The sequence below is a fragment of the Caulobacter sp. Root1472 genome (assembly GCF_001426985.1).
Classification (GTDB): domain Bacteria; phylum Pseudomonadota; class Alphaproteobacteria; order Caulobacterales; family Caulobacteraceae; genus Caulobacter; species Caulobacter rhizosphaerae.
Window position 1 is genome coordinate 551,918 of record NZ_LMFX01000001.1, and the last position, 21,370, is coordinate 573,287.

General features: G+C 68.0%; 19 protein-coding genes, 1 pseudogene and 1 riboswitch. Of the genes and pseudogenes, 10 read left to right on the forward strand and 10 right to left on the reverse strand.

What is annotated here, in order from left to right; translation table 11 throughout:
• Window positions 1–129 precede the first annotated feature (129 nt).
• Both ASD47_RS02255 and ASD47_RS02260 read left to right on the forward strand, forming a co-directional pair.
• Window positions 130–3,114: a TonB-dependent siderophore receptor gene (locus ASD47_RS02255; protein WP_235525727.1), complete on the forward strand. Its 2,985-nt coding sequence runs from the start codon at window positions 130–132 to the stop codon at window positions 3,112–3,114.
• A 164-nt stretch (window positions 3,115–3,278) separates the two neighbouring features.
• Window positions 3,279–3,563 carry a hypothetical protein gene (locus tag ASD47_RS02260; protein ID WP_056750960.1) on the forward strand — a complete coding sequence of 95 codons (285 nt, stop codon included), beginning with the start codon at window positions 3,279–3,281 and terminating at the stop codon, window positions 3,561–3,563.
• A gap of 80 nt (window positions 3,564–3,643) precedes the next feature.
• Here the strand turns inward: ASD47_RS02260 and ASD47_RS02265 are convergent, their stop codons facing one another.
• Both ASD47_RS02265 and rnd read right to left on the reverse strand, forming a co-directional pair.
• On the reverse strand, window positions 3,644–5,368 hold the full coding sequence (locus tag ASD47_RS02265; protein ID WP_056750962.1) for an ATP-binding protein: 1,725 nt from the start codon (window positions 5,366–5,368) through the stop codon (window positions 3,644–3,646).
• Window positions 5,369–5,423: 55 nt separating this feature from the next.
• The gene (rnd, locus tag ASD47_RS02270; RefSeq protein WP_056750965.1) at window positions 5,424–6,593 is read right to left on the reverse strand and encodes a ribonuclease D; all 1,170 of its coding nucleotides are present in this window, start codon (window positions 6,591–6,593) and stop codon (window positions 5,424–5,426) included.
• Window positions 6,594–6,705: 112 nt separating this feature from the next.
• Between rnd and purM the strand changes: the two genes are divergently transcribed.
• The 6 genes and pseudogenes from purM to ASD47_RS02295 all read left to right on the forward strand — a co-directional run bounded on the left by purM (window position 6,706) and on the right by ASD47_RS02295 (window position 13,882).
• Window positions 6,706–7,734, forward strand: a complete 1,029-nt coding sequence (gene purM, locus ASD47_RS02275) for a phosphoribosylformylglycinamidine cyclo-ligase (protein WP_056750968.1) — start codon at window positions 6,706–6,708, stop codon at window positions 7,732–7,734.
• Window positions 7,735–7,737: 3 nt separating this feature from the next.
• Window positions 7,738–7,850 (forward strand): annotated as a pseudogene (locus ASD47_RS27355) (hypothetical protein); the annotation flags it as partial.
• An 18-nt stretch (window positions 7,851–7,868) separates the two neighbouring features.
• Entirely contained in the window at window positions 7,869–8,450 is a 582-nt protein-coding gene (gene purN / locus ASD47_RS02280; RefSeq protein ID WP_056750970.1) for a phosphoribosylglycinamide formyltransferase, read from the forward strand.
• Between the two features lie 45 nt (window positions 8,451–8,495).
• Window positions 8,496–9,545 carry a hypothetical protein gene (locus ASD47_RS02285; RefSeq protein ID WP_056750973.1) on the forward strand — a complete coding sequence of 350 codons (1,050 nt, stop codon included), beginning with the start codon at window positions 8,496–8,498 and terminating at the stop codon, window positions 9,543–9,545.
• A gap of 168 nt (window positions 9,546–9,713) precedes the next feature.
• A riboswitch (glycine riboswitch) is annotated at window positions 9,714–9,802 on the forward strand.
• Window positions 9,803–10,187: 385 nt separating this feature from the next.
• Window positions 10,188–12,578, forward strand: coding sequence for a TonB-dependent receptor (locus ASD47_RS02290; protein WP_056750977.1), 2,391 nt, complete (start codon window positions 10,188–10,190; stop codon window positions 12,576–12,578).
• A 71-nt stretch (window positions 12,579–12,649) separates the two neighbouring features.
• The gene (locus ASD47_RS02295) at window positions 12,650–13,882 is read left to right on the forward strand and encodes a dipeptidase (RefSeq protein WP_056750979.1); all 1,233 of its coding nucleotides are present in this window, start codon (window positions 12,650–12,652) and stop codon (window positions 13,880–13,882) included.
• A 210-nt stretch (window positions 13,883–14,092) separates the two neighbouring features.
• On the opposite strand, the gene ASD47_RS02300 is transcribed toward ASD47_RS02295, so the two are convergent.
• The 3 genes from ASD47_RS02300 to ndk all read right to left on the reverse strand — a co-directional run bounded on the left by ASD47_RS02300 (window position 14,093) and on the right by ndk (window position 16,463).
• Entirely contained in the window at window positions 14,093–14,737 is a 645-nt protein-coding gene (locus ASD47_RS02300; RefSeq protein ID WP_056750981.1) for a YoaK family protein, read from the reverse strand.
• 72 nt (window positions 14,738–14,809) lie between these two features.
• Entirely contained in the window at window positions 14,810–15,880 is a 1,071-nt protein-coding gene (locus ASD47_RS02305; protein WP_200945216.1) for a sensor histidine kinase, read from the reverse strand.
• Between the two features lie 163 nt (window positions 15,881–16,043).
• Window positions 16,044–16,463 carry a nucleoside-diphosphate kinase gene (gene ndk / locus ASD47_RS02310; RefSeq protein ID WP_035076992.1) on the reverse strand — a complete coding sequence of 140 codons (420 nt, stop codon included), beginning with the start codon at window positions 16,461–16,463 and terminating at the stop codon, window positions 16,044–16,046.
• Window positions 16,464–16,562: 99 nt separating this feature from the next.
• On the opposite strand from ndk, the gene ASD47_RS02315 reads away from it, so the two are divergent.
• The gene (locus ASD47_RS02315) at window positions 16,563–18,431 is read left to right on the forward strand and encodes an ABC-F family ATP-binding cassette domain-containing protein (RefSeq protein WP_056750985.1); all 1,869 of its coding nucleotides are present in this window, start codon (window positions 16,563–16,565) and stop codon (window positions 18,429–18,431) included.
• Between the two features lie 3 nt (window positions 18,432–18,434).
• Here the strand turns inward: ASD47_RS02315 and ASD47_RS02320 are convergent, their stop codons facing one another.
• Window positions 18,435–18,998: a hypothetical protein gene (locus tag ASD47_RS02320; protein ID WP_056750986.1), complete on the reverse strand. Its 564-nt coding sequence runs from the start codon at window positions 18,996–18,998 to the stop codon at window positions 18,435–18,437.
• A 1-nt stretch (window position 18,999) separates the two neighbouring features.
• Window positions 19,000–19,440, reverse strand: a complete 441-nt coding sequence (locus ASD47_RS02325; RefSeq protein ID WP_056750988.1) for a hypothetical protein — start codon at window positions 19,438–19,440, stop codon at window positions 19,000–19,002.
• A 247-nt stretch (window positions 19,441–19,687) separates the two neighbouring features.
• Here ASD47_RS02325 and ASD47_RS02330 point away from each other — a divergent pair, with 247 nt between their 5' ends.
• Window positions 19,688–20,092 (forward strand): hypothetical protein, encoded by a 405-nt coding sequence (locus ASD47_RS02330; RefSeq protein ID WP_056750992.1) that lies wholly within the window; start codon window positions 19,688–19,690, stop codon window positions 20,090–20,092.
• Between the two features lie 18 nt (window positions 20,093–20,110).
• Here ASD47_RS02330 and ASD47_RS02335 read toward each other — a convergent pair whose 3' ends face one another.
• The 3 genes from ASD47_RS02335 to ASD47_RS02345 form a co-directional block, all read right to left on the reverse strand.
• A complete protein-coding gene (locus tag ASD47_RS02335) occupies window positions 20,111–20,461 on the reverse strand; it encodes a DUF2200 domain-containing protein (RefSeq protein ID WP_056750995.1) in 351 nt (116 codons plus the stop codon).
• A 109-nt stretch (window positions 20,462–20,570) separates the two neighbouring features.
• Window positions 20,571–20,912: a peptidase inhibitor I78 gene (locus ASD47_RS02340; protein ID WP_056750999.1), complete on the reverse strand. Its 342-nt coding sequence runs from the start codon at window positions 20,910–20,912 to the stop codon at window positions 20,571–20,573.
• Entirely contained in the window at window positions 20,909–21,370 is a 462-nt protein-coding gene (locus ASD47_RS02345) for a DNA polymerase III subunit chi (RefSeq protein ID WP_056751005.1), read from the reverse strand. The genes ASD47_RS02340 and ASD47_RS02345 overlap by 4 nt, the downstream gene beginning before the upstream one ends.

Consider the following 21,370-nt stretch of genomic DNA (forward strand, 5'->3'; position numbering starts at 1 on the left):
CAAGCATCGATAGCCCTTCTGCAACCACGCTTAGGAAAGCTAAGCCGTAGGTCACCGCGGCGCGACGAACCGCGCCTGCATTTTTGGGGGTCACCGACTTTGAGAACTAAACCCACGCGCGCGCGGCTGATGGCCACGACGATGATCTGCGGCGCCGCTGTCGCCGCGCTCGGCGCCGGCCAGGCCTCCGCCCAGACCGCCGCCCCGGCCGACCAGACCGAGGTCGAGGAAATCGTCGTCACCGGCTCGCTGTTCCGCCGTACGGACACCGAAACGCCCTCGCCGGTCACCGTGATGACCGCCCAGACCCTGCAGCGCGCGGGCATGACGACGGCCACGGACGCGATCCGTTCGGTCTCGGCCGACGGCGCCGGCTCGATCGGCACCGGCTTCCAGAGCGGCTTCAGCGCCGGCGGCTCGGCGGTCTCGCTGCGCGGCCTGGGCGTCTCCTCGACCCTGGTGCTGGTCGACGGCCTGCGCTCGGCCAACTTCCCGATCAACGACGACGGCCATAACGCCTATGTCGACCTCAACAGCATCCCGTTCAGCCTGATCGACCGCATCGAAGTCCTGAAGGACGGCGCCTCGTCGAGCTACGGCGCCGACGCCATCGGCGGCGTCGTCAACCTGATCCTGAAGAAGCAGTTCGAAGGCGTCTCGGGCAGCGCCGAATTCGGCCAGAGCCAGGAGCGCGACGCGCGCCACCAGCGCTTCGACCTGACCCTGGGCTACGGCGACTACGCCGAGAAGGGCTGGAACTTCTACGTCAACGGCGAATACCAGAAGGACGGCCGCGTCAGCAGCCACAGCCGCGGCTTCCCCTACAACACCCAGGACCTGCGCCCGATCGGCGGCCTGGACAACAACACCGCCGACAGCAGCCTGACGACCGCCACCCCGACCGCCGTCGTCGTGCGCACCACCCAGGGCGACCTGAACAACCCGCTGTCGGGCGGCGTGCAGCCTTTCGCCGACGGAACCTATATCGACTCCAAGGGGGACACCCAGCCCTACAGCAACTACACGTCGCTGGGCCTGGGAACCTGCCTGGCCGGGACCTACACCGCCACCACCGGCGGCTCGCGCGGCGTCGGCTGCAAGTACGACCTGGTCGACCTCTACAACCAGATCCAGCCCAAGCAGGAGCGCTATGCGCTGAACGGCCGCCTGAGCTTCAAGCTGGGCGAGAACGTCGAAGGCTATGTCGCTGGCAGCTACTCGTACGACTTCGTCAGCATCAAGAACCAGCCGCGCGCCGTGCGCAACACCCAGCCGTTCGGCGGTTCGGCGAACCTGGCGTCGACCAACCCCGGCATCGTCCTGCCGGTCTGGATCTGCACCTCCGGCGTCAACTGCGCCGATCCGGCCGCGGCCGGCCGTCGCCTGAATCCGAACAACCCGTACGCAACCACCTACGCCAACGATCCGGCCAACGGCGCGGCCCGCCTCTACTACCTGTTCGGCGACATCCCCGCCGGCAGCGACCGCACCAACGAAGTGTACCGTGGGACCGCCGGCCTGAAGGGCGACTTCGGCGGCGACTGGAACTGGCGCGTCGACGCCGTCGCCGCTCGCGACAACCTGAAGATCGAGCAGTACGGCTACCTGAACATCGCCAACCTGCTGAAGTCGATCAACACGGGCAGCTACGACTTCGTGAACCCGGGCAACAACACCCAGGCCATCCGCGATTTCATCTCGCCGACCGTGACCACCCCGTCGCACTCGACGATGTACTCGCTGGACGCCTCGATCACGAAGGAGCTCTGGGAGCTGCCGGGCGGGACCATGCAGCTGGCCGTCGGCGGCCAGGTCCGCAAGGAAGAACTGGTCAACAACAACCAGAACGCCAAGCTGGACACCTATTCGCTGACCACCTCCTCGGCGTTCGGCAAGCACACCGTCACCGCCGGCTATTTCGAAGTGCTGGCGCCGGTGCTGGACCAACTCGAGATCAACGCCTCGGGCCGCTACGACCACTATTCGGAAGGCTTCAGCCACTTCTCGCCGAAGATCGGCGCCAAGTACACGCCGCTGCGCCAGCTGGCGTTCCGCGGCACCTATTCGAAGGGCTTCCGCGCTCCGACCTTCGCGGAATCGGGCGCGCGCAGCCAGTATGCCGGCTTCTCGACCTTCACGCCGCCGGCGACCTTCCAGAACGCCCACGGCGGCCTGACCTCGGCCGGCAACACCAACCCCTACGCCCAGGCCTATTCGCTGGGCGGCGGCTATGTCGGCAACCCGGACCTGAAGCCGGAAAAGTCGCGTAGCTTCACCCTGGGCGTGATCGCCGAGCCGACTCCGTGGCTCAGCCTGACCGTCGACTATTACGACGTGAAGAAGTCGGACCTGATCGTGGCCGGCCCGCTGCTCGCCAAGGCCCGCAACGCCTACTATACCGGCACGGACGTCACGAGCGCCTGCGCCGCCGTGGCCGCCGTGGGCGCGGGCTATTCGTGCAACCTGGTCGACGGGATCGACCCGCTGTTCCCGACCGCCCTGCCCCGCGTGCTGATCATCAACGCGCCGTTCGTGAACGCCGACTTCTCGAAAACCGCGGGCGTCGACTTCTCGGCCACGGCCAAGGCGAACCTGCCCTTCGACGCCAAGCTGACCAGCCGGGTCGAAGTCACCCACGTGCTGAAGTACGACCTGCACACGTCCAACGGCGTGCAGAAGTACGCCGGCACGCTGGGCCCATACCAGCTGTCCTCGGGCAACGGTACGCCCGACTGGCGCGGCAACTGGCAGAACACGGTCGAGTGGGGCCGCTACAGCCTGTCGGCGACCGCCTACTATGTCGGCAAGATCAAGTCGGTGGCCGCTGACCAGCGGACCAGCACCGATTGCGTCACCGCCAACCAGTATGCGACCGGCGACAAGGTCCTGGGCGAAAAGTTCTGCTACATCAAGAAGTTCGTCAACGTCGACCTGAACGGCACGGCGCAGATCACCGACTCGGTCCAGGTCTACGGCCACGTCGGCAACCTGTTCGACGAGAAGGCCCCGGTCGCGCCGGGCGCCTATGCCAGCGCCCCGAACTTCCTGACCACCTTCCACTATCCCGGCCTGATCGGCCGGACCTTCAAGCTGGGCGTGCGCTTCACCTACTAAGCACTTCGCCTTGAAAACGGACGGGGCCGGTTCCGAAAGGAGCCGGCCCTTTCTTTTTGGCGTTCACCGCCGCGACACCCCGCCGCAACCGAACGACGCTCGGCGAGCACGGTTTGTTATCCACAGCCGCCGCAAGCTCGACCTCATAAACGGGGAGAGCATCCATGCAGAAGCAGCGGATCGTCGAAGTCGAACACGAAGACCATGTCGCCACCTTTCCTGCGCCGCGCGCGGGGCCGCGACTGCGGCTCGCCAACGCCGACGACGTGTCGGTCGTCGGTCCGGCCCGCCGCCTGCAGAACGACCTGGCTCGCGCCTTCGCGGCCGACTCCGGCTGGTCGGTGAAACGCACCGTGATCGTCGGCTGCGTGTTCCATGGCGTGGTGCTGGGCTCCCTGGCCGTGGCGGCCAGCAACCTCCTCCCGCACATCGCCCGCTGGGGCAGCTAGAGCTAGAGCTAGAGCGGACCGGGCGAAGGCGATCGGACGCGGCGCGGAAAAAGAGCCAGCCTCGTTCGATCAGCTCGGCTCTAGGCCCGGACCAGATCCGGATCCAGCGCCCGCCACAGCACCCGCTGCAAGGTCGCGGCCTGGAACGGCTTTTCGATCCAGTCGTCCATCCCGGCCGCGCGGCAGGCTTCGCGCTCGGCGTCCGAGACGCCGGCGGTGACGGCGATCACCGGCGTGGTGGTGTTCGGGCCTGTGAGGCGCAGACGGCGCGTGGTCTCCAGCCCGTCGAGCCCCGGCATGTTGACGTCCATCAGGATCACGTCGAAGCGCCGCTCGCCGGCCAGGGCCAAGCCCGTTTCGCCGTCGGCGGCCAGTTCGACCCGCACGCCCATGGCGTCGAGGATGTGGCTCAAGAGCCGCCGGTTGACCTCGTGATCGTCGACCACCAGGGCCAGGGGCGACCGGTCGAAGACGCTTGGCGGCGGCTTGGGCGCCGCTGTCGGTTCGGCGACGGCCGGCGCCACGCCGGCCGCCATCGGCAGGGTCAGCTCGAACACCGCGCCGCCTTGGGACGGTGAGCGCGCGGTCAGGTCCCCGCCCATCAGCCGCGCCAGGTCCCGGCTGATCGACAGGCCAAGACCCGTCCCGCCGAAGGTGCGCGCCGTATCGGGACCCAACTGGTCATAGGCCGTGAACAGCCGCGCCACCTGCTCGGGCGACAGGCCGGGTCCGGTGTCGGAGACCTCGACGGCCACCCGCCAGCCGTCCCCTCGCCGCTCGGCCCTGACGCTCAGCGCGACCCGGCCCGTCGGGGTGAACTTGATGGCGTTGGACAGCAGGTTGTTGAGCACCTGGCGAAGGCGCACCGGATCGCCGCGCAGCCATGGGGGCAGGTCCCGCTCGCCCGTCAGGTCCAGCGCCAGCCCCTTGGCCCTGGCCTCGTCGCGCCAGAAGCGCACGGTCTCGTCGATCAGCGCTCCCGGCGAAAAATCCAGGACCTCGACGCTCATCCGGCCAGCCTCGATCTTGGAGACGTCCAGCAGGTCGTTGAGCAGCGCGCGCATCATCGCCCCGGCGTCGGCGATCAGGGCGGCCTTGTCGCGGGCCCGCGCGTCGCCGGCCTCGCGCGCCAGGTCGCCGGCCCCGCCGAGGATGGCGCTCAGCGGCGTGCGCAGTTCGTGGCTGACCATGGCCACGAAGGCCGACTTGGCCGCGGTCTGGGCCTCGGCGAGGCGCCGGGCCGACCGCTCGGCCTCGAAGGTCCGTCGCGACCAGGCGAACACCAGGCCCAGCACCAGGGCGAACAGGGCCACGCCCATCAGGTAGTAGGCCCCCAGCGGATCCTGGCGCGTTGCCGACGTCAGGGGCAGGACGAGCATGTAGGTCATGTGCGGCGTCACGGCCGCCAGGAACGCCGCCACGCAGCCCTCGGCGCCCATCAGGGCGGTCAGCACTGAGCCGGACACCAGGATGATCGCCGAGGCCGTCGCCACCGGCGTCCCCAGCGCCCAGATCGGCAGCGACGCCCAGCCGAACACCACGGCCAGCAGCACGTCCGAGGCCAGGTTGAAGATCACGGCGCGCCCGGGTTCCGCGCGGGTCAGAAAATAGCGCAGCGCCTGCTGCTCGATGATCTGGGCGACGATGCACGCCGCGGCCCAAGGCACCAGGAAGTGAAAGGCCGGCCGCCAGACCGTGGCGGCGACGACGACCAGGATGACGAAGACCCGCAGCGGGATCTGGCGGCGATGGGAAATCGCGGCGGGCCTGTAGGCGGCCGCCAGTTGATCCCAAGCCACCCGCATACGCAACGCCCCCGACAGCCGCCGGACATCAGGAGAGGTCGCCCCTCCCGCGCCCTCAGTCCGGCTTGGGCGCGCGGCGCACTTCCACCACACGAACCCGGGCTCCGTCCAGCACCAAGGCCAGCTCGCCGCGCTTGATCTTCAGGGCGTCGGACCCGAAGGCCTCCAGACGCCAGCCTTGCAGGGCGGGCGTGTTGGCCTCGTCGTCGGCGGCGATCTTCTCCAGGTCAGAGACCGTGGCGATCAGCTTGGAGGCCACGCCGGCTTCCTCGGCCCGGGCCTTGAGCAGCACCTTCAGCAGCTCGACCACGGCGCCCGCCGAGGCGGGCGGCGGCGGGCCGGACTTCTCCAGCACCGGGGCGTAGCCTTCCGGATCGGCCAGGGCGGCCTTGATCGCGGCCAGCAGGTCGGGACCGAACTTGGAGCCGCCGAAGCCCTTGGGCACGCTGCGCAGGGTGTTGAGGCCCTCCAGCGAGGTCGGGGCCTGGGTGGCCAGCTCGTCGATGGCCTCGTCCTTGAGGATGCGGCCGCGCGGCTGGTCGCGGCTCTGGGCGGTGCGCTCGCGCCAGGCGGCCACGGCCTTGAACACCGCCAGATACTTGGCGCCGGTCTTGCGCGGGCGCAGGCGGCGCCAGGCCTTTTCCGGATCGACGTCGTAGGCGGTCGGGTCGTTGAGCGCCTTCATCTCCTCTTCCACCCAGGCCAGGCGGCCGGCCTTGTCCAGGCGGTCGCGCAGGATGGGGAACAGGGTCGCCAGGTGGGTGACGTCGGCGACGGCATAGGTCAGCTGGGCCTCGCTCAACGGCCGGCGGGCCCAGTCGGTGAAGCGGCTGGACTTGTCCAGTTCGATCTTCAGCATCTGGCGGACCAGGGCGTCGTAGGCGATCTGCTCGCCGAACCCGGCGGCCATGCCGGCCACCTGGGTGTCGAACAAGGGCGTCGGCATGGCGTCGAGATTGTTGAAGATCTCGACGTCCTGGCGAGCGGCGTGGAACACCTTCAGGACCGACGGGTCGCGCAGGATGTCGAGCAACGGCGCCAGGTCGATGCCTTCGGCCAGCGGGTCGATACAGGCTTCGGTGTCGGGCGAGGCCACCTGGATCAGGCACAGCTTGGGCCAGTAGGTGGTTTCGCGCATGAACTCGGTGTCCACGGCGATGAAGGGCTGGCCCTTCAACTCATTACAGAACGCCGCCAGCTCAGCGGTAGTGGTGATCGTCGTCATCGGCTGCTAATAGCCTCGCGCACCCCCGAGTCTGCAAGCACAAGCTTAGGGGGAGCGGCAAGTTTCCTTTCAAAAACGGCCCATTGGGCCGTCTTCGAGCCAGAGCAAGCGCATGAGCGACCCCCAGAACGGCCTCACCTACGCCCAGGCCGGCGTCGATATCGATGCGGGCAACGCCCTGGTCGAGGCGATCAAGCCCCTGGCCAAGGCCACCCGGCGTCCCGGCGCCGAGGCCGGCCTGGGCGGTTTCGGCGCCCTGTTCGACCTGAAGGCGGCCGGCTACGACGACCCGCTGCTGGTCTCCACCACCGACGGCGTCGGCACCAAGCTGCGCATCGCCATCGACACGGGCATGCACGCCACGGTCGGGATCGACCTGGTGGCCATGTGCGTCAACGACCTGCTGGCCCAGGGCGCCGAGCCCTTGCTGTTCCTCGACTATTTCGCCACGGGCAAGCTGGACGTGGCGACCGCCACCAGCGTGGTGGCCGGCATCGCCGACGGCTGCAAGCTGGCCGGCGCGGCCCTGGTCGGCGGCGAGACGGCCGAGATGCCGGGCATGTACGGCGACGGCGAATACGACCTGGCCGGCTTCTCGGTCGGGGCGGTCGAGCGCGACGGCGTGCTGCCCAAGCTGGACCGCCAGCGGGCCGGCGACCTGATCATCGGCGTCGGCTCGTCGGGCCCGCACTCCAACGGCTACAGCCTGGTGCGCCGGGTGGTCGAGCGCTCGGGCCTGGCCTGGGACGCCCCGGCCCCGTTCGCGGAAGGCGTGACCCTGGCGCAGGCTCTGATGGCCCCGACCCGCATCTACGTGAAGTCGATCCTGCCCCTGCTGCAGTCGGGCCGCGTCAAGGGCGGCGCCCACATCACCGGCGGCGGCCTGATCGAGAACCCGCCCCGCTGCATCGCCGAGGGCCTGGTGCCCGAGTTCGACTGGAACGCCTGGCCCCTGCCCCCGGTCTTCGACTGGCTGCAGCGCGAGGGCGGCATCAGCGACCACGAGCTGCGCCGCACGTTCAACTGCGGCGTCGGCTTCATCCTGGTGGTCGCGGCGTCCGACGCCGAGCCGGTGCTGGCCGCCCTGCTGAACGCTGGCGAGGACGCGTTCATCTGCGGGCAGCTGGTCCAGGCGGCCTAGGTCGTGCGTGAAATCCTCGTCCTTCGACAGGCTCAGGATGAGGATTTCAATTCAGGCTCCAAGCAGCCGGCATCTCCCGTAGCCCTCATCCTGAGCTTGTCGAAGGACGAGGGCGGCCCCACGGAGCCATCCGCGTGACACACAAGACCAAGGTCGCCGTCCTGATCTCCGGCCGGGGCTCCAACATGGAGGCCCTGGTCCGGGCCGCCCAGGATCCCGCCTGCCCGTTCGAGATCGCCCTGGTGCTGTCCAACAAGCCCGAGGCGGGCGGCCTGATCACCGCCGCCGCGGCTGGCGTCGAGGCCCTGGCCGTGGACCAGAAGCCCTACGGCAAGGACCGCGAGGCGCACGAGCGCGCCATCGACGCCGCCTTGCGCGAACGCGGGATCCAGGTGGTGGCCCTGGCCGGCTACATGCGCATCCTGACGCCGTTCCTGGTCAATGCCTGGGAAGGCCGGATGCTGAACATCCACCCGTCCCTGCTGCCCGCCTATCCGGGCCTGGACACCCACGGCCGCGCGCTGAGCGCCGGCGAGGTCGAGGCCGGCTGCACCGTCCACCTGGTCACCGCCGGCGTCGACGAAGGCCCGATCCTGGGCCAGGCCCGCGTGCCGATCCTGCCGGGCGACACCGACCACATGCTGAGCGACCGCGTGCTGGAGCAGGAGCACCAGCTGTATCCGGCGACCCTGGCCGCGTTCGTGCGCGGGCTCTGATATTCGGGCTTCATCGGTCGCCGTTGCGTGGCTAGGTTGCGCATCATGAAGCGTGACCATTTACTGCCGCTGGGTCTCCGGCAGAGCCTGTCGGCGTTCGGAGAGCGTTTAGTCTCGGGTCCGGCGCCCGATGGCGCGATCCTGGAACGGATCCTGACAGACATCGAGGACTTGCCGGCCGACGCCGTCTCGCGCGCGGCGCATGAGATCAACGCCGGAGTGCGGCTCGGCTGGGTTCGTCCCGCGCCAAGAAAGCGGGGCGTCCTGGATCTGTTTCTGGGCGCCCCGGTGGGGCCACCGTCGGAACGCGAGCTGATGACCGCCGATCCGCGCTACGCCCGGCTTTTTCTCTTTCATTCCGACGGGCGGATTCGCGAGGCGGCGCTGGACGCCCTGGTCGAGCCGCCCGCCACGCCCTTTGCCTTCGCAGCGATCGCGCTTCGGCTCAACGACTGGGCCGAGCCGGTCCGGGCCGCCGCCGTCCGCTGCGCCGAACGGCTCTTTCCCCTCGCCTCTCCCGAGTTGACGGCTCGAACCGCGATCGACCTGGTCGACAAGGCCTTCCGTTGGCGAAGGTGGGGGCAAGAGCGCCAGGCGCTGGACGCGGTCTTCGCCAACCCCGCGGTGGCTGCCCATGTCGCGCCCCTATTCCTGACAGGCGCAAATGGGCCTCTCGCGACCCGGTTGCGACAACTGCTGCGTTATCCTGGATTCGATCGAGGCCTGGCTGAACTCGCCCGTGACGCGGTGCAGCCGTCAGTCCGGGCGACGGCGCTGAAATGCCTGATCGAGCGCAAGGTCCATTGGCCCGTCGGACACGGGTGGAAGTGGATCGACAAGGCCTATGGCCTGCGCCGGCGCGTCGTTTTGACCGAAAGCCGTGAACTGGCCACCGATCAGGATCCCGAGGCGCTAATTCGACAGGGGCTTGTCGATCGCTCCGCCGTCGTGCGCCGGGTTGCGGCCGACGCGCTGATCGAGCACCGCGCCTCGGTCCGAGACCTGGATCAACTGATCGCCCACATGACCGCCGACCGCAGTCCATCGATCCGCGAGCGCGCCGACTATATGATCCGCCACCCTCTCGGAACCTGACCACTTTCAGGAACTCCAGCGCACCCCGACTTGCACGAGGGCGAACAAAGCTCGCCTTGGACGCCGCGAAAAGCAGCGCGGGTTGCGATTCAAAACGGCGCCCCGCCGTCTGGCGCGCATGCGCCGCCGTCCCGAATTGACGCAAACTCGGTTGCGGATCCTTCTGTAGGCGCTCTCGCGGGAGAGACCGGGCCTGGCCCGGCGCTGAAGGCGAAACCGCCCCGGAAACGCTCAAGCAAAAGGACCGCGACGGCCTCGAAACGCTGGAAAGCAGGGCGCGTCTGCGTGCGCCCTCGCCGAAGGAGCAAGGCGATCCTGCATCGCTGAATCTCTCAGGCGCCAAGGACAGCGGGGGTGCGGAAGGCGGGCCACGACGGTCCGTCGCGACACCTCTCGGCTGCCCATGACCTGAAACAGACGTCCCGACGTTCCATTTCGAAAAAAGCGCGCACCACCTCAACACGATGACCCTCAGGGTTTTCGTGAGATCCTCATTGGCAAATACAATATGTAATATTTCCGATGTTCATAATTTAGACATGAGTGCGCATCACCTGGACTCGCTTTTATATTGTCGCCGCAAACAGCTTTTCTGAATTTACCGCGATAGACGAACCGTCGAGCTTTCTCCCGTCAAAAAGATTGGGGATAGTCATGACGAACACGCGTCCTTCGCCGGCCTTGCGCCGCTTCCGGGCTCTGCTGCTGGCCGCTTCGGTGCTGGGCGGCGCGACGCCCGCCCTGGCTCAGGAGGCCGACAAGGCCTCGACGGTCGATGAACTGGTGGTGACGGGGGCCCGGGTGTCGGAGGCCAGCGTCGCCATCGGCACCGACCACGCCACCGCCACGGTGTCGATCACCCGCGAGGCTCTGCTGTCGGCCCCGGCCGGCGTCACCGGCCTGAAGATGCTGGAGTCCCTGCCCGGCTTCAACGTCCAGGCCAACGACGCCCTGGGCATGTACGAGTTCGGCAATTCGGTCTCGGTGCGAGCCTTCAACTTCCAGCAGATCGGCTTCCTGCTGGACAATATCCCGATGGGCCGCAGCGACCAGTTCGGCGGCAGCCCGATCTATCGCTATGTGGACAACGAGAACCTGCTGCGGGTGACCGCCTCGGCCGGGGCCGGCGACGTCGCCCTGCCCAGCTACGCCTCGCTGGGCCCGATCGTCGACTACTTCACCCAGAAGCCGGCCGAGACCGCCGGCGGCTCGGTCAGCCAGACCCTGGGCAGCGACAGCCTACGCCGCACCTTCCTGCGCCTGGAGACCGGCGAGCACGGGGGCTTCTCGGCCTATGCCAGCGCCTCGATCATCAAGGGCGACCTGTGGCGCGGTCCGGGCACGATCGACCGCAAGCACTATGAGGGCAAGATCAACTACGCCCTGCCCAACGGCGGAAACATCAGCTTCCAGACCGTGCACAACGACTATTTCGACTATGACAGCCCGTCGATCACCAAGGCCCAGTACGCCGGAACGGCCGGCGACGTGTTCGGCCGCAAGGGCCGCGACTTCGCCTATCTCGGCCACGTGCCGCTCTCGACGCCGTTCGGCACGGCGGCCACGGATTCCAGCCTGCCGCAGACCACGGCCGGCGTGCCCTATTCCAACAGCAACTACGCCCAGTACTACAAGTTCGCGGTCAACAGCCGGCAGGACCACCTCTACGGCCTGACCCTGAACACCCCCGTCACCGACGCGATCGACGTCACCGCCACCGGCTATTACGAGGACAAGGAAGGCTATGGCGTCTCGCCCGAGGCCTACGCCACCTCGCTGGCCAGCTACAACGCCGAGCGCCTGATCGTCACCGGCCTGACCGCGCCCCGGGGTCTGCAGTACGGCCTGTCGGGCATCGACGGCACCCGCAAGGGCGTCACCGGCAAGGTCGCCTGGCGCGCCGGCTTCAACAAGCTGGAGGCCGGCCTCTGGCTGGAGGACGACGACTATCATCGCACCCAGGCGCGCTACAACGTGCAGGACGGCAATCCGGACGGCGCGCCGCTGTTCAACGAGCCCGTCCACCGGCAGCGCAACTATGTCTCGACCCGGCAGACCACGCAGTTTTTCCTGAAGGACACCCTGAGCCTGGTCGACGACAAGTTGAAGGTCGAGTTGGGCTTCAAGGCCACCGACATCGACTACAAGATCAGCGGCTATCGCAATCCGGCCGACTACATCAACAGCCGCCAGCCGACGCTGAAGGCCAACTGGAAGGACGATTTCCTGCCGCAGGTCGGCGTGGTCTATAACGTGAGCAGCCGCGACCAGATCTTCTCGTCCTATTCGGAGAACATGGCCCTGCCGCGCGGCGCCGACGACGTGTTCTCGGCCGCCAGCCCGGCCGTGACCGGCCCCAGGCCCGAGACCTCGACCAACCTCGAGCTGGGCTACCGCGCCAACCGGCCGACCTTCAACGCCTCGGTGGTGGTCTACAAGACCGAGTTCAAGAACCGCCTGCAGGCCTTCGCGGCCCTGGTGCCGGGCGGCGGCGGCACGACCGAGACCTTCTACCAGAACGTCGGAGCGGTGAAGGCCTCGGGCGCCGAGTTCAGCGGCCAGTGGAAGCCGGGCCTGCTGGGCGGCAAGATCTATTTCAACGCCAACGCCTCGTACAACAAGTCGGAGTTCCAGGACGACATCGCCAACTTCACCCTGACCCCGACGCCGGCGGCGCTGAAGATCGCCGGCAACGCGGTGCCCGACTTCCCCGAATGGCTGTTCCAGGGCGGGGTGACCGTCGAACCGACCGACGGGGTGGTGTTCAACGTCTCGGCCCGCCACATCGACGACCGCTATACCAACTTCACCAATAGCGAGACGACCAAGGGCTATACGATCGTCAACGCCTATCTCGACCTGGGCGACGGGTTCGGAGCCGGGCCGTTCGAGCAGATCAAGGCCCGGGTCAATGTCGATAACATCTTCGACAAGGACTATCTGGGCACGATCAACACCACGGTGAACACCCCGGCCAGCTTCCGGCCCGGCTCGCACCGGACGATCCAGTTCACCCTGTCCGCCGACTTCTAGGCCCACGTTCCGGCCGGTCTCGCCCTTGAGCAAAGGGGGCGGGACCGGCCGGACAGCGTTCGAGTGCATCCATGACCCGATCCATCCTGCTGGCCGCCGTCTCGGCCCTCGCTCTCGCCACCAACGCCCTCGCCACCAGCGTCCAGGCCGCCGAACCCGCCGCCTCGGCCCGCGCCATCCACGAGAGCCTGCTAACCCTCGACACCCACCTGGACACCCCGGCCAATTTCGGCCGGCCTGGGTGGGACATCCTGGACCGCCACGACGCGGCCAAGGACGGCTCGCAGATCGACTATCCGCGCATGGTCGAGGGCGGGCTGGATGGCGGCTTCTTCGCCATCTATACGCCCCAGGGCCCGCGCACCCCCGAGGCCACCCGCGCCGCCCGCGACGCGGCCCTGATCCGCGGCGTCGAGATCCGCGAGATGGTGGCCAAGCATGGCGACAAGTTCGGCCTGGCCCTGAAGGCCGACGACGCCGCGACGATCGCCGCCCAGGGCAAGCGCGTGGTGTTCATGAGCATCGAGAACAGCTACCCGATCGACGGCGACGTCACCCTGCTGTCGGCCTTCTACGCCATGGGCGTGCGGATCAGCGGCCTGGCCCACTTCAAGAACAACGACATGGCGGACTCGTCCACGGACAAGCCGGAGTGGCATGGCCTGTCGCCGCTGGGGAAACAGTTCGTGGCCGAGGCCAACCGCCTGGGCGTGGTGCTGGACGGTTCGCATTCGTCGGACGAGGTGCTGGACCAGCTGATCGCCCTGTCCAAGACCCCGGTGATCCTGACCCATTCGGGCTGCAAGGCGGTGTTCGACCATCCGCGCAACGTCGACGACGCAAGGATCAAGGCCCTGGCCGACAGCGGCGGGGTGATCCAGGTCGACGCCTATTCCAGCTACCTGATCGACACGCCCAAGAACCCGGACCGCGAGGCGGCCATGGCCGCCCTGATGGCCAAGGTCGGCGCACGGTCGAAGATGAGCGAGGACCAGCGCACCGCCTTCATGACGGAATACAAGGCGATCGACACCAAATGGCCGGTTCGCAAGGCCACCTTCGAGGACTTCATGAACCACCTCAACCACGCCCTGAAGGTGGCCGGCGTCGACCACGTCGGCATCGGCCTGGACTTCGACGGCGGCGGCGGGGTCACGGGCCTCAATGATGCGGCCGGCTATTGGAAGATCAGCGAGCGCCTGCTGGCCGAAGGCTACACCAAGGCCGACCTGGAAAAGATCTGGAGCGGCAACGTCCTGCGCCTGCTGCGCGCGGCCGAGGCGGCCAAGGCGCCGGCGGGGTAGCCCCCACCATTCCGCTCAGGCGGTGTGGCGGTAGACATTGAAGGCTGTTTTTCGGCGAGCGCCGTGCGTCCTTCGAGGCTTCGCTACGCTACGCGCCTCAGGATGAGGCGCGTTGTTGCTGAATTCCTCATCCTGAGGCGCCCTCCAGAGGAGGGCCTCGAAGGACGCACGGCGGCTCCCAACCTGAACCGTTCAACTGTCCACGCCCCCCTAAACCGCCCGTCGTTCCCGCCACGCCTTGGCGGCGGCCAGGATCGCGACCAGACCCGCCGCCGCCCACAGCGCCAGGACGCCGACCCGCAGATAGGCCGTCGCGCCCAGGGCGCCTCCAAGGCTCAGGCCGGCCCACAGCAGGGCGTAGGGACCCCAGGCCCAGCGGTCGCCGCCGGTCAGGGCCGCGGCGATCCGCTGGCCGGCCTTGACCAGGGCCCCGGTCATGTAGGTCAGCCCCACCCCGACGTCGCCATTGCGCTGGAACACCGCGTTCTCCGCGCCCATGGCCAGGACCATGGCCGCCACCCCGGCCGCGTCGAGACCGACCGAGATCAGGGCGGCCGCCGCCGTCAGCAGCGCCGCCTCCAGCGCCAGGACCATCGAGCGACGCCCCTCGCCGACCTTGCGGGCGACCAGCGCTCCCATCACCACCCCGGCGACGAACAGGCCGATCAGCGTCAAGCCGGTGCGGACCATGGTCCAATGGCCTGTGGCGATCCCGACGCCCAGCCGGGTGGAGTTGCCGCTCATGAACGAGACGAAGAAACCGCCCAGCTTCAGAAAGCCGATGGCGTCGACATAGCCGGCCACGCCCGACAGTCCGACCGCCAGGGCGACGTCGCGGCGGCGATAGTCCTTCATGCCCTTGCCCCCAGACCGCCATGACCCCTTCGTTCGTCAAATTGAGGGATCTGGCCTGAATGTCGATCCGCCCTAGCTTTCCGGCGCCGCGTCCGCGCGGGTGAAGAACACCGTCACGCGCATGCCTTCGCCGGGTCGGGATTCGACCTCGACACGCGCATGGGCGTTCTGGCGCAGCGACTGGACGATCATGTTGCTGAGCTTTCCAGGCCTCGGCCAACTGTAGCCGGGCGCCAAGCCGACGCCGTCGTCGGCGACGATCACCCGGCAGCCAGTCTGGTCGACCAGGCTGTGAAGCTGGATCGTGCCCCCCGCGCGCCCCTTGAAGGCGTGCTTGAGGGCGTTGGTCAGCAACTCGTTGACCACCAGGCCAGCAGGCATCGCCACGTTGATCGACACCATCCAGGTGTCGACCTGGAGATTCAGGTGGATCCCCTCCTGGGCATGAGCCCGCATCACCGCCGAGGCGATTTCGCTCAGATAGACGCCCAGGTCGACGGTTTCGGCCTGGCTCTCGTCCGACAGTGATCGGTAGAGCAGGCCCAGGGCCTCGACCCGGCCCGCCAGTCGGCTGAACCGGTCGTCGGTGGCGTTTTCCGGTACATTGCGCGCCTCGATGCGGATCAGCGCCGTGATCATCTGCAGATTGTTGGCTACGCGGTGCTGAAGCTCCCGCAGCAGCAGATCCTTGTCGTGGATGCGTTGTTCAAATTCGTTGAGGTCGGAGTCACGGGGCGTCGCCCCGACCAAGGCCAGCATCCGAAACACGGGTTGGCCCGCATCGTCCTGGATGACGTTCGACCAGGCGTCGACCGCCTGCTGGCCGTCGTCATGGGCGAAGGAGAAGGCGCCGATATAGTCCTGGTCGTCGACGATCGCGCCGCTGAGCGCCTTTCCGCCTTCGGCGACCGCCTCGCCGGTCAGCACCGACCACGTCGCGCCTTCCAGGTCGGCGGCGGCTTGCCCGCTCAGCCGCTCGAACTCGATGTTGGCGTAGACGATGCGTTCGACCGGATTGAGTTCCGACACCGCGATGGCGATCGGAACCTGGTCGAGGAACTGCCGGAACTGATCGCTTTCCAGCACGCCCGCCAGGTCGGGCGTGTTGAGCAGATGATCCATCGGCTCGTTGTTTTCGGTCACCTCGCCGTACTCCCACCGCCGCGAACTCGGCGGCGGACTGACGCGCCGAAGGCGGTCTTATAGCCCGGCCAGGGCGGAGGGCATAAGAAAAGCGGCGCGGCCCTGGGCCGCGCCGCTTGACGGGTTTTCGAACCGGCGGCCGCTAACGGCCGCCCGACCTCGTTTAGCCGACGATCTCTTCGTCCTTGAAGAACTGGGCGATCTCGATGCCCGCGTTTTCCAGGCTGTCCGAACCGTGGACCGAGTTCTCGCCGATCGACAGGGCGAACAGCTTGCGGATCGTGCCTTCGTCGGCGTTGTCCGGGTTGGTGGCGCCCATCACTTCGCGGTACTTGGCCACGGCGTTGTCGCCTTCCAGCACCTGGACGACGACCGGCTCGGCGGTCATCTGGGCGACCAGCTCGCCGTAGAACGGGCGCTCGGCGTGGACTTCGTAGAACTTCTTGGCCTGGGCTTCAGTCAGCTTGACGCGACGCTGGGCGACGATGCGCAGACCGGCCTCTTCGATGACGGCGTTGATCTTGCCCGTCAGGTTGCGACGCGTGGCGTCAGGCTTGATGATCGAGAAGGTGCGTTCGGTCATGATCCGAAAATCTCACAGAGAAAGTTTGTCGATTGGGAGGTTGCGGGCTTATAGCCGGGCGCCTCCTCCCCGCCAACCCGCCGCGTACCTTTAAATCATATGCTCCAGATCAAAGACCTGACCTTCAGCGCCTGGGGCCGGAAGTTCTTCGACCACGCCAGCGTGAGCCTGCCGCCTGGGGCCAAGGTGGGATTGATCGGCCGCAACGGCGTGGGCAAGTCGACGCTGTTCAAGCTGATCCTGGGCCAACTTCACGCTGGCGATGACGAGATCAGCCTGCCCAAGAGCGCGCGCATCGGTTCAGTGGATCAGGAGCACCCGGCCACGCCCTTCACCCTGCTGGAGACCGTGCTGGAGGCCGACGAGGAGCGCCACCGGCTGCTGACCAGCCTGGACACCGCCGACCCCGAGGACATGGGGGAGATCTGGGCCCGACTGATCGAGATCGACGCCGATGCGGCCCCGGCCAAGGCGTCGGAAATCCTGGTCGGCCTGGGCTTCACACAGGAGGACCTGGCCCGGCCGATGGCCGAGTTCTCGGGCGGCTGGCGGATGCGCGTGGCCCTGGCCGCGGCGCTGTTCGCCGAGCCGGACATGCTGCTGCTGGACGAACCGACCAACTATCTGGACCTGGAAGGCGCCCTGTGGCTGGAAGCCCGCCTCCAGAAGTACCCGCACACCGCCCTGATCGTCAGCCACGACCGTGAGCTGCTCAACAACAGCTGCACCCACATGCTGCACCTGGCCGGGGGCAAGCTGGAGCTCTACACCGGCGGCTACGACGACTTCGAGCAGCGCCGGGCCGAGAAGGCCCGCCTGCAGCTGTCGGCCAAGGCCAAGCAAGACGCCGAGCGCGCCCACCTGCAGGCCTTCGTCGACCGCTTCAAGGCCAAGGCCTCCAAAGCGGCGCAAGCTCAGTCCCGCATGAAGCGCCTGGCCAAGATGCAGCCGGTGGCCACCACCATCGAGGAGCGCGTCGCGCCCTTCACCCTGCCCTCGCCGCCGCGGCCGCTGCCGCCGCCGCTCATTCGCCTGGAACGAGCGAACGTGGGCTACGAGGAAGGCCGCTCGATCCTCAAGAACCTCAACCTACGCATGGACCTGGACGACCGCATCGGCCTGCTGGGCGTCAACGGCGCGGGCAAGTCGACCTTCGCCAAGATGATCGCCGGGGCGCTGGGCGTGCAGTCGGGCGAGTTCCATCGCGACCGCAAGATGAAGGTCGGCTGGTTCCACCAGCACCAGATCGAGGCGATGGATCCGGAAGACACCCCGCTGGAGATCATCCGCCGGGCCATGCCGGACGCCTCCGAATCCTCGCGCCGTTCGAAACTGGCGCAGTTCGGCCTGGGCTTCGAGAAGCAGGAGACCAAGGTCGAGAGCCTGTCGGGCGGTGAGCGGGCCCGTCTCCTGCTGAACCTGGTGGCGATGGACGCCCCGCACATGCTGATCCTGGACGAGCCGACCAACCACCTGGACATCGACTCGCGCCGCGCCCTGCTGGACGCCCTGAACGACTACGAGGGCGCGGTGATCCTGATCACCCACGACCGCTCGCTGATGGAGCTGGTCGCCGACCGCCTGTGGCTGGCCGCGGACGGCACGGTCAAGCCGTTCGACGGCGACATGGACGAGTACGCCAGGTTCGTGCTCGACCGCGCCAAGCAGGCGGTCAAGCCCACCCAGGTAGCCCGCGAGCCGGCCAAGGCCGAACCCGCCGCCGCGCCGAAGAAGTCGGTCGCCATCGAGCCGCTCAAGCGCAAGATCGAGGCCGCCGAGCAGGTCGTCACCCGCCAGACGCGCCAGATCGCCGAACTGGACACCCAGCTGGCCGACCCGCAGCTCTACAAGAACCCAACCAAGGTCGCCGAGCTGACCAAGCGCCGCGACAACGCCAAGGCCAAGCTGGACGAGGCCGAGGCCACCTGGATGGGCCTGGCCGAAGAACTGGCCGCCGCCGAGGCCTGAGGCCTATTTGGCGGGGAAGAAGGCCTGGCGCAGGGCGGTCGACTTGACCTGTCCTGCCCCGATGCGCTGGCGCTTCAGCGTCTTGCGCAGCGCGACCTGGCCGCCCAGGCCCTGGGCGTAGCGGCGCGCGGCGTCCTGGGCCAGGGCGTCGAGCGTGGCCGGCGTCACGCCGTCCTCGCCATAGTCGAAGACCTCCCTCGGCGGGCCGATCAGCCGGCAGGCGCCGGGGCCGCGCGACAGCAGCACCCCGACCTTGTCGACCTCGACGGCGGGCTTGTCGCCCGTCCGCTCAACCAGCTCGCCGCCGACCACCAGGACCTCGCCCGCCGAAGTGCTGGCGTTGCCGGTCTGGGCGAAGATCCACAGTCGCCGGTCCCAGCGGGCGTTGGCCAAGGCCGGACAGGCCTGGACCAGGTCAGCGGGCGCGGCGGTGAACCGCGCCCCGGCCGGCAGGTTCAGGCCCAGCAGCGGGTCGACGGACGGCTGGCGGGGCGGCGGGGACGGTGGCCGGGCCGCGGCCGGACCGGCGGCGAGGCCGGCCAGCAGGGCGAGGATCGCGATCCTCACCTCAGCGCCTGTAGATGACGTAGGCCGGCTTCTCGCTGCGATAGGCCGGCCCCGGCCAGAACGCGTCCTGGACGAAGTCGGAGATCCAGTTGGCGCCGTCATAACCCTGGATGTGCCCGGCGGTGCTGCTGCTGGGATTCTGGATCACCGCGACGTCGCCGACCTCCAGCTTGAACCCCGCCGAATCGACGCCCTTGCTGACGGCGTCGCCGGAGACGAAGCGCGCCACGGCGGTGAAGCCTCGCCCCTCCAGATAGGGTCCATAGTCCTTGGCCAGGCGCGGATTGGGCCCCGTGGGCATGCCGGCCGTCTCAAGGGCGATTCGCACGTACTTGGCGCACTGGCCGCTGCCATAGGGCGGCAGAGCCCGTGTCTTCAGCGTGGCGGCGAACCGCGCCTTGTCGAAATCCACGGACGCCAAGGCTGTCGCCTGATCACTCATCGTCACTCTCCCTGAGGTGGCGTGATGCTGAAGGTCGGCCTTCAGCTTGGCAACAGTCGATGTCGTTTTTTCCGCCCTCCCGACCAAGCTTAAGCTTGGCCATGGACCAGCGAATACCCGAGAGCACGGCTTCTCCGCCGGCGTGGTCCGAGCATTCGCTCCGCCGCACCAATAGAGCGGCATGGTAAACACGCCTAAACCACGTCTCTTATCCTTTACGTGACCCGCGCCGCGTATTCCTGTTCGCATGAGTTCAGGAACCACATCCCGAAATCACGTCGTCGCCAATCCGGAGGGCCTGTCCGCGACCGCGGTGCTGGCCGCGTTCGGCGAGTGGCTGGACCAGCGGCTGGCCGAGGCCATGCGGCTGGACATGGACCTGGCGTTCCGCGACCGGCCGTTCGACGTCGAGATCGGCCGCACGCCCGCCCTGGTCGGCTGGGAGCACCGCTACCTGCAGCCTGGCGCCCCGGCTCCGCGCGGCAAGATGTGGACTGTCTATCGCCTGCAGGACCAGAGGGGACGCCCCGCCCCGCTTCCGCTCAAGGCCGACGACTACGCCGATACGCTGACGCCGCTGCTCGGCGAGTTGGGCTATCTGGGAATCTTCGACGGCGAGCCGGCGCTGTTCCCCGGCGTGGGCGCGCGATAGGCCTTTCGCGCGACGCCGTCAGCGCCGCAGGATCTTGTCCATCGCCTTTCCCTTGGCGAGCTCGTCGATCAGCTTGTCCAGGTAGCGGATCTCCCGCATCAGCGGATCGGCGACCTCCTCCACCCGAACGCCGCAGACCAAGCCCTTGATGTTGGCCCGCGCCGGGTTCAACGCCGGCGCAGTGGCGAAGAAGGTCTCGAAATCGGCCTTGTTGGCCAGCTCGGCCTCGAACGCCTCCGGGCTGAAGCCGGTCAGCCAGAGGATGATCTCGTCGACCTCGGCCCTGGTGCGTCCCTTCCTCTCCGCCTTGGCGACATAGAGCGGATAGACGCTCGCGAAGCTGGTCCCGTAGAGTCGATGCTTGGTCATCACGAACCCTTCCGCCTTGCGACCGGGGCCGCAGGACGCCTGATCGACAAGGCTTTCACCTCGACCGCCGCGTCGCACCGCCACCGTCAGGTCAGAAGGCCTCTCTTCTCTACCCGCACTTGACCTGCTGGACGACGCCGGTGTCGGGATTGAACAGGATGTTCAGGCGGTCGGGACGATAGTCCATGGTGACCGGGCAGGTGGTGCAGGCCACCCGCCAGCGCGAGGGATCGACCGGGGCCGGCAGGTCGGTGCGGTTCTTGCCGACGAAGGCCTGGGCGTCCTTCAGGCCGCACTGGTCCTTTTCCGCGGCCGCCGGCGGCTTGGCCGGCAAGGCGACGGCCGGCGGCGCGGTCGGGGTGGTCGGCGGCGGCATGGGCGCAGGCTCGGGCGCGCCGCTGGAGCAGGAAGCCAGCAACAGCACCGCGCCGATCCACACAAACCGCTTCATGCCTGCTTCTCCCATCCGCGTTCGGCGCCCTGGCGCCAGTAGGACACGGGATGGCCCGCGCCCTTGAAGGCCTTCCACCGGCCCCGCGCCAGGCGCAGGGCTTCCTCGTCGCGACCGTCGAACAGCAGGATGCACCGTTCGAAGGCCGAAAGGTCGCCCGGCTCGGCTCCGTCGAGCAGGAACAACGCCTGGCCGCCGTTCGGGTTGTCCAGCCTGTCGGTCAGCAGCACCGGCTGACGGTCGGCCATCGGCTCGTCGTCCAGGCCGTGCGGCAGGAAGCTGTCGTCGCGCCAGGTCCACAGGTGTGCGTCCAGCGCCCGCAGGCGAGCGGCATCGCCCCCGCGCACCAGGGCCCGCCAGCCGCGGCCCAGGGTCTTTTCCAGCAGCCCGGGCAGCACCTCTTCCAAGGCGCTGCGCTCGAGATGGTAGAACCAGATGTCGCAGGGCGCGGCGGTCAA

What these genes read in the sequence shown, in the direction of transcription:
- ASD47_RS02265 (WP_056750962.1), bottom strand. Translation starts at nt 5,368, where the DNA reads ATGCGGGTGGCTTGGGATCAACTGGCGGCCGCCTACAGGCCCGCCGCG.
- ASD47_RS02285 (WP_056750973.1), top strand. Translation starts at nt 8,496, where the DNA reads ATGAAGCGTGACCATTTACTGCCGCTGGGTCTCCGGCAGAGCCTGTCG.
- ASD47_RS02260 (WP_056750960.1), top strand. Translation starts at nt 3,279, where the DNA reads ATGCAGAAGCAGCGGATCGTCGAAGTCGAACACGAAGACCATGTCGCC.
- ndk (WP_035076992.1), bottom strand. Translation starts at nt 16,463, where the DNA reads ATGACCGAACGCACCTTCTCGATCATCAAGCCTGACGCCACGCGTCGC.
- ASD47_RS02325 (WP_056750988.1), bottom strand. Translation starts at nt 19,440, where the DNA reads ATGAGTGATCAGGCGACAGCCTTGGCGTCCGTGGATTTCGACAAGGCG.
- ASD47_RS02340 (WP_056750999.1), bottom strand. Translation starts at nt 20,912, where the DNA reads ATGAAGCGGTTTGTGTGGATCGGCGCGGTGCTGTTGCTGGCTTCCTGC.
- ASD47_RS02295 (WP_056750979.1), top strand. Translation starts at nt 12,650, where the DNA reads ATGACCCGATCCATCCTGCTGGCCGCCGTCTCGGCCCTCGCTCTCGCC.
- ASD47_RS02300 (WP_056750981.1), bottom strand. Translation starts at nt 14,737, where the DNA reads ATGAAGGACTATCGCCGCCGCGACGTCGCCCTGGCGGTCGGACTGTCG.
- purM (WP_056750968.1), top strand. Translation starts at nt 6,706, where the DNA reads ATGAGCGACCCCCAGAACGGCCTCACCTACGCCCAGGCCGGCGTCGAT.
- ASD47_RS02330 (WP_056750992.1), top strand. Translation starts at nt 19,688, where the DNA reads ATGAGTTCAGGAACCACATCCCGAAATCACGTCGTCGCCAATCCGGAG.
- rnd (WP_056750965.1), bottom strand. Translation starts at nt 6,593, where the DNA reads ATGACGACGATCACCACTACCGCTGAGCTGGCGGCGTTCTGTAATGAG.
- ASD47_RS02315 (WP_056750985.1), top strand. Translation starts at nt 16,563, where the DNA reads ATGCTCCAGATCAAAGACCTGACCTTCAGCGCCTGGGGCCGGAAGTTC.
- ASD47_RS02335 (WP_056750995.1), bottom strand. Translation starts at nt 20,461, where the DNA reads ATGACCAAGCATCGACTCTACGGGACCAGCTTCGCGAGCGTCTATCCG.
- ASD47_RS02255 (WP_235525727.1), top strand. Translation starts at nt 130, where the DNA reads ATGGCCACGACGATGATCTGCGGCGCCGCTGTCGCCGCGCTCGGCGCC.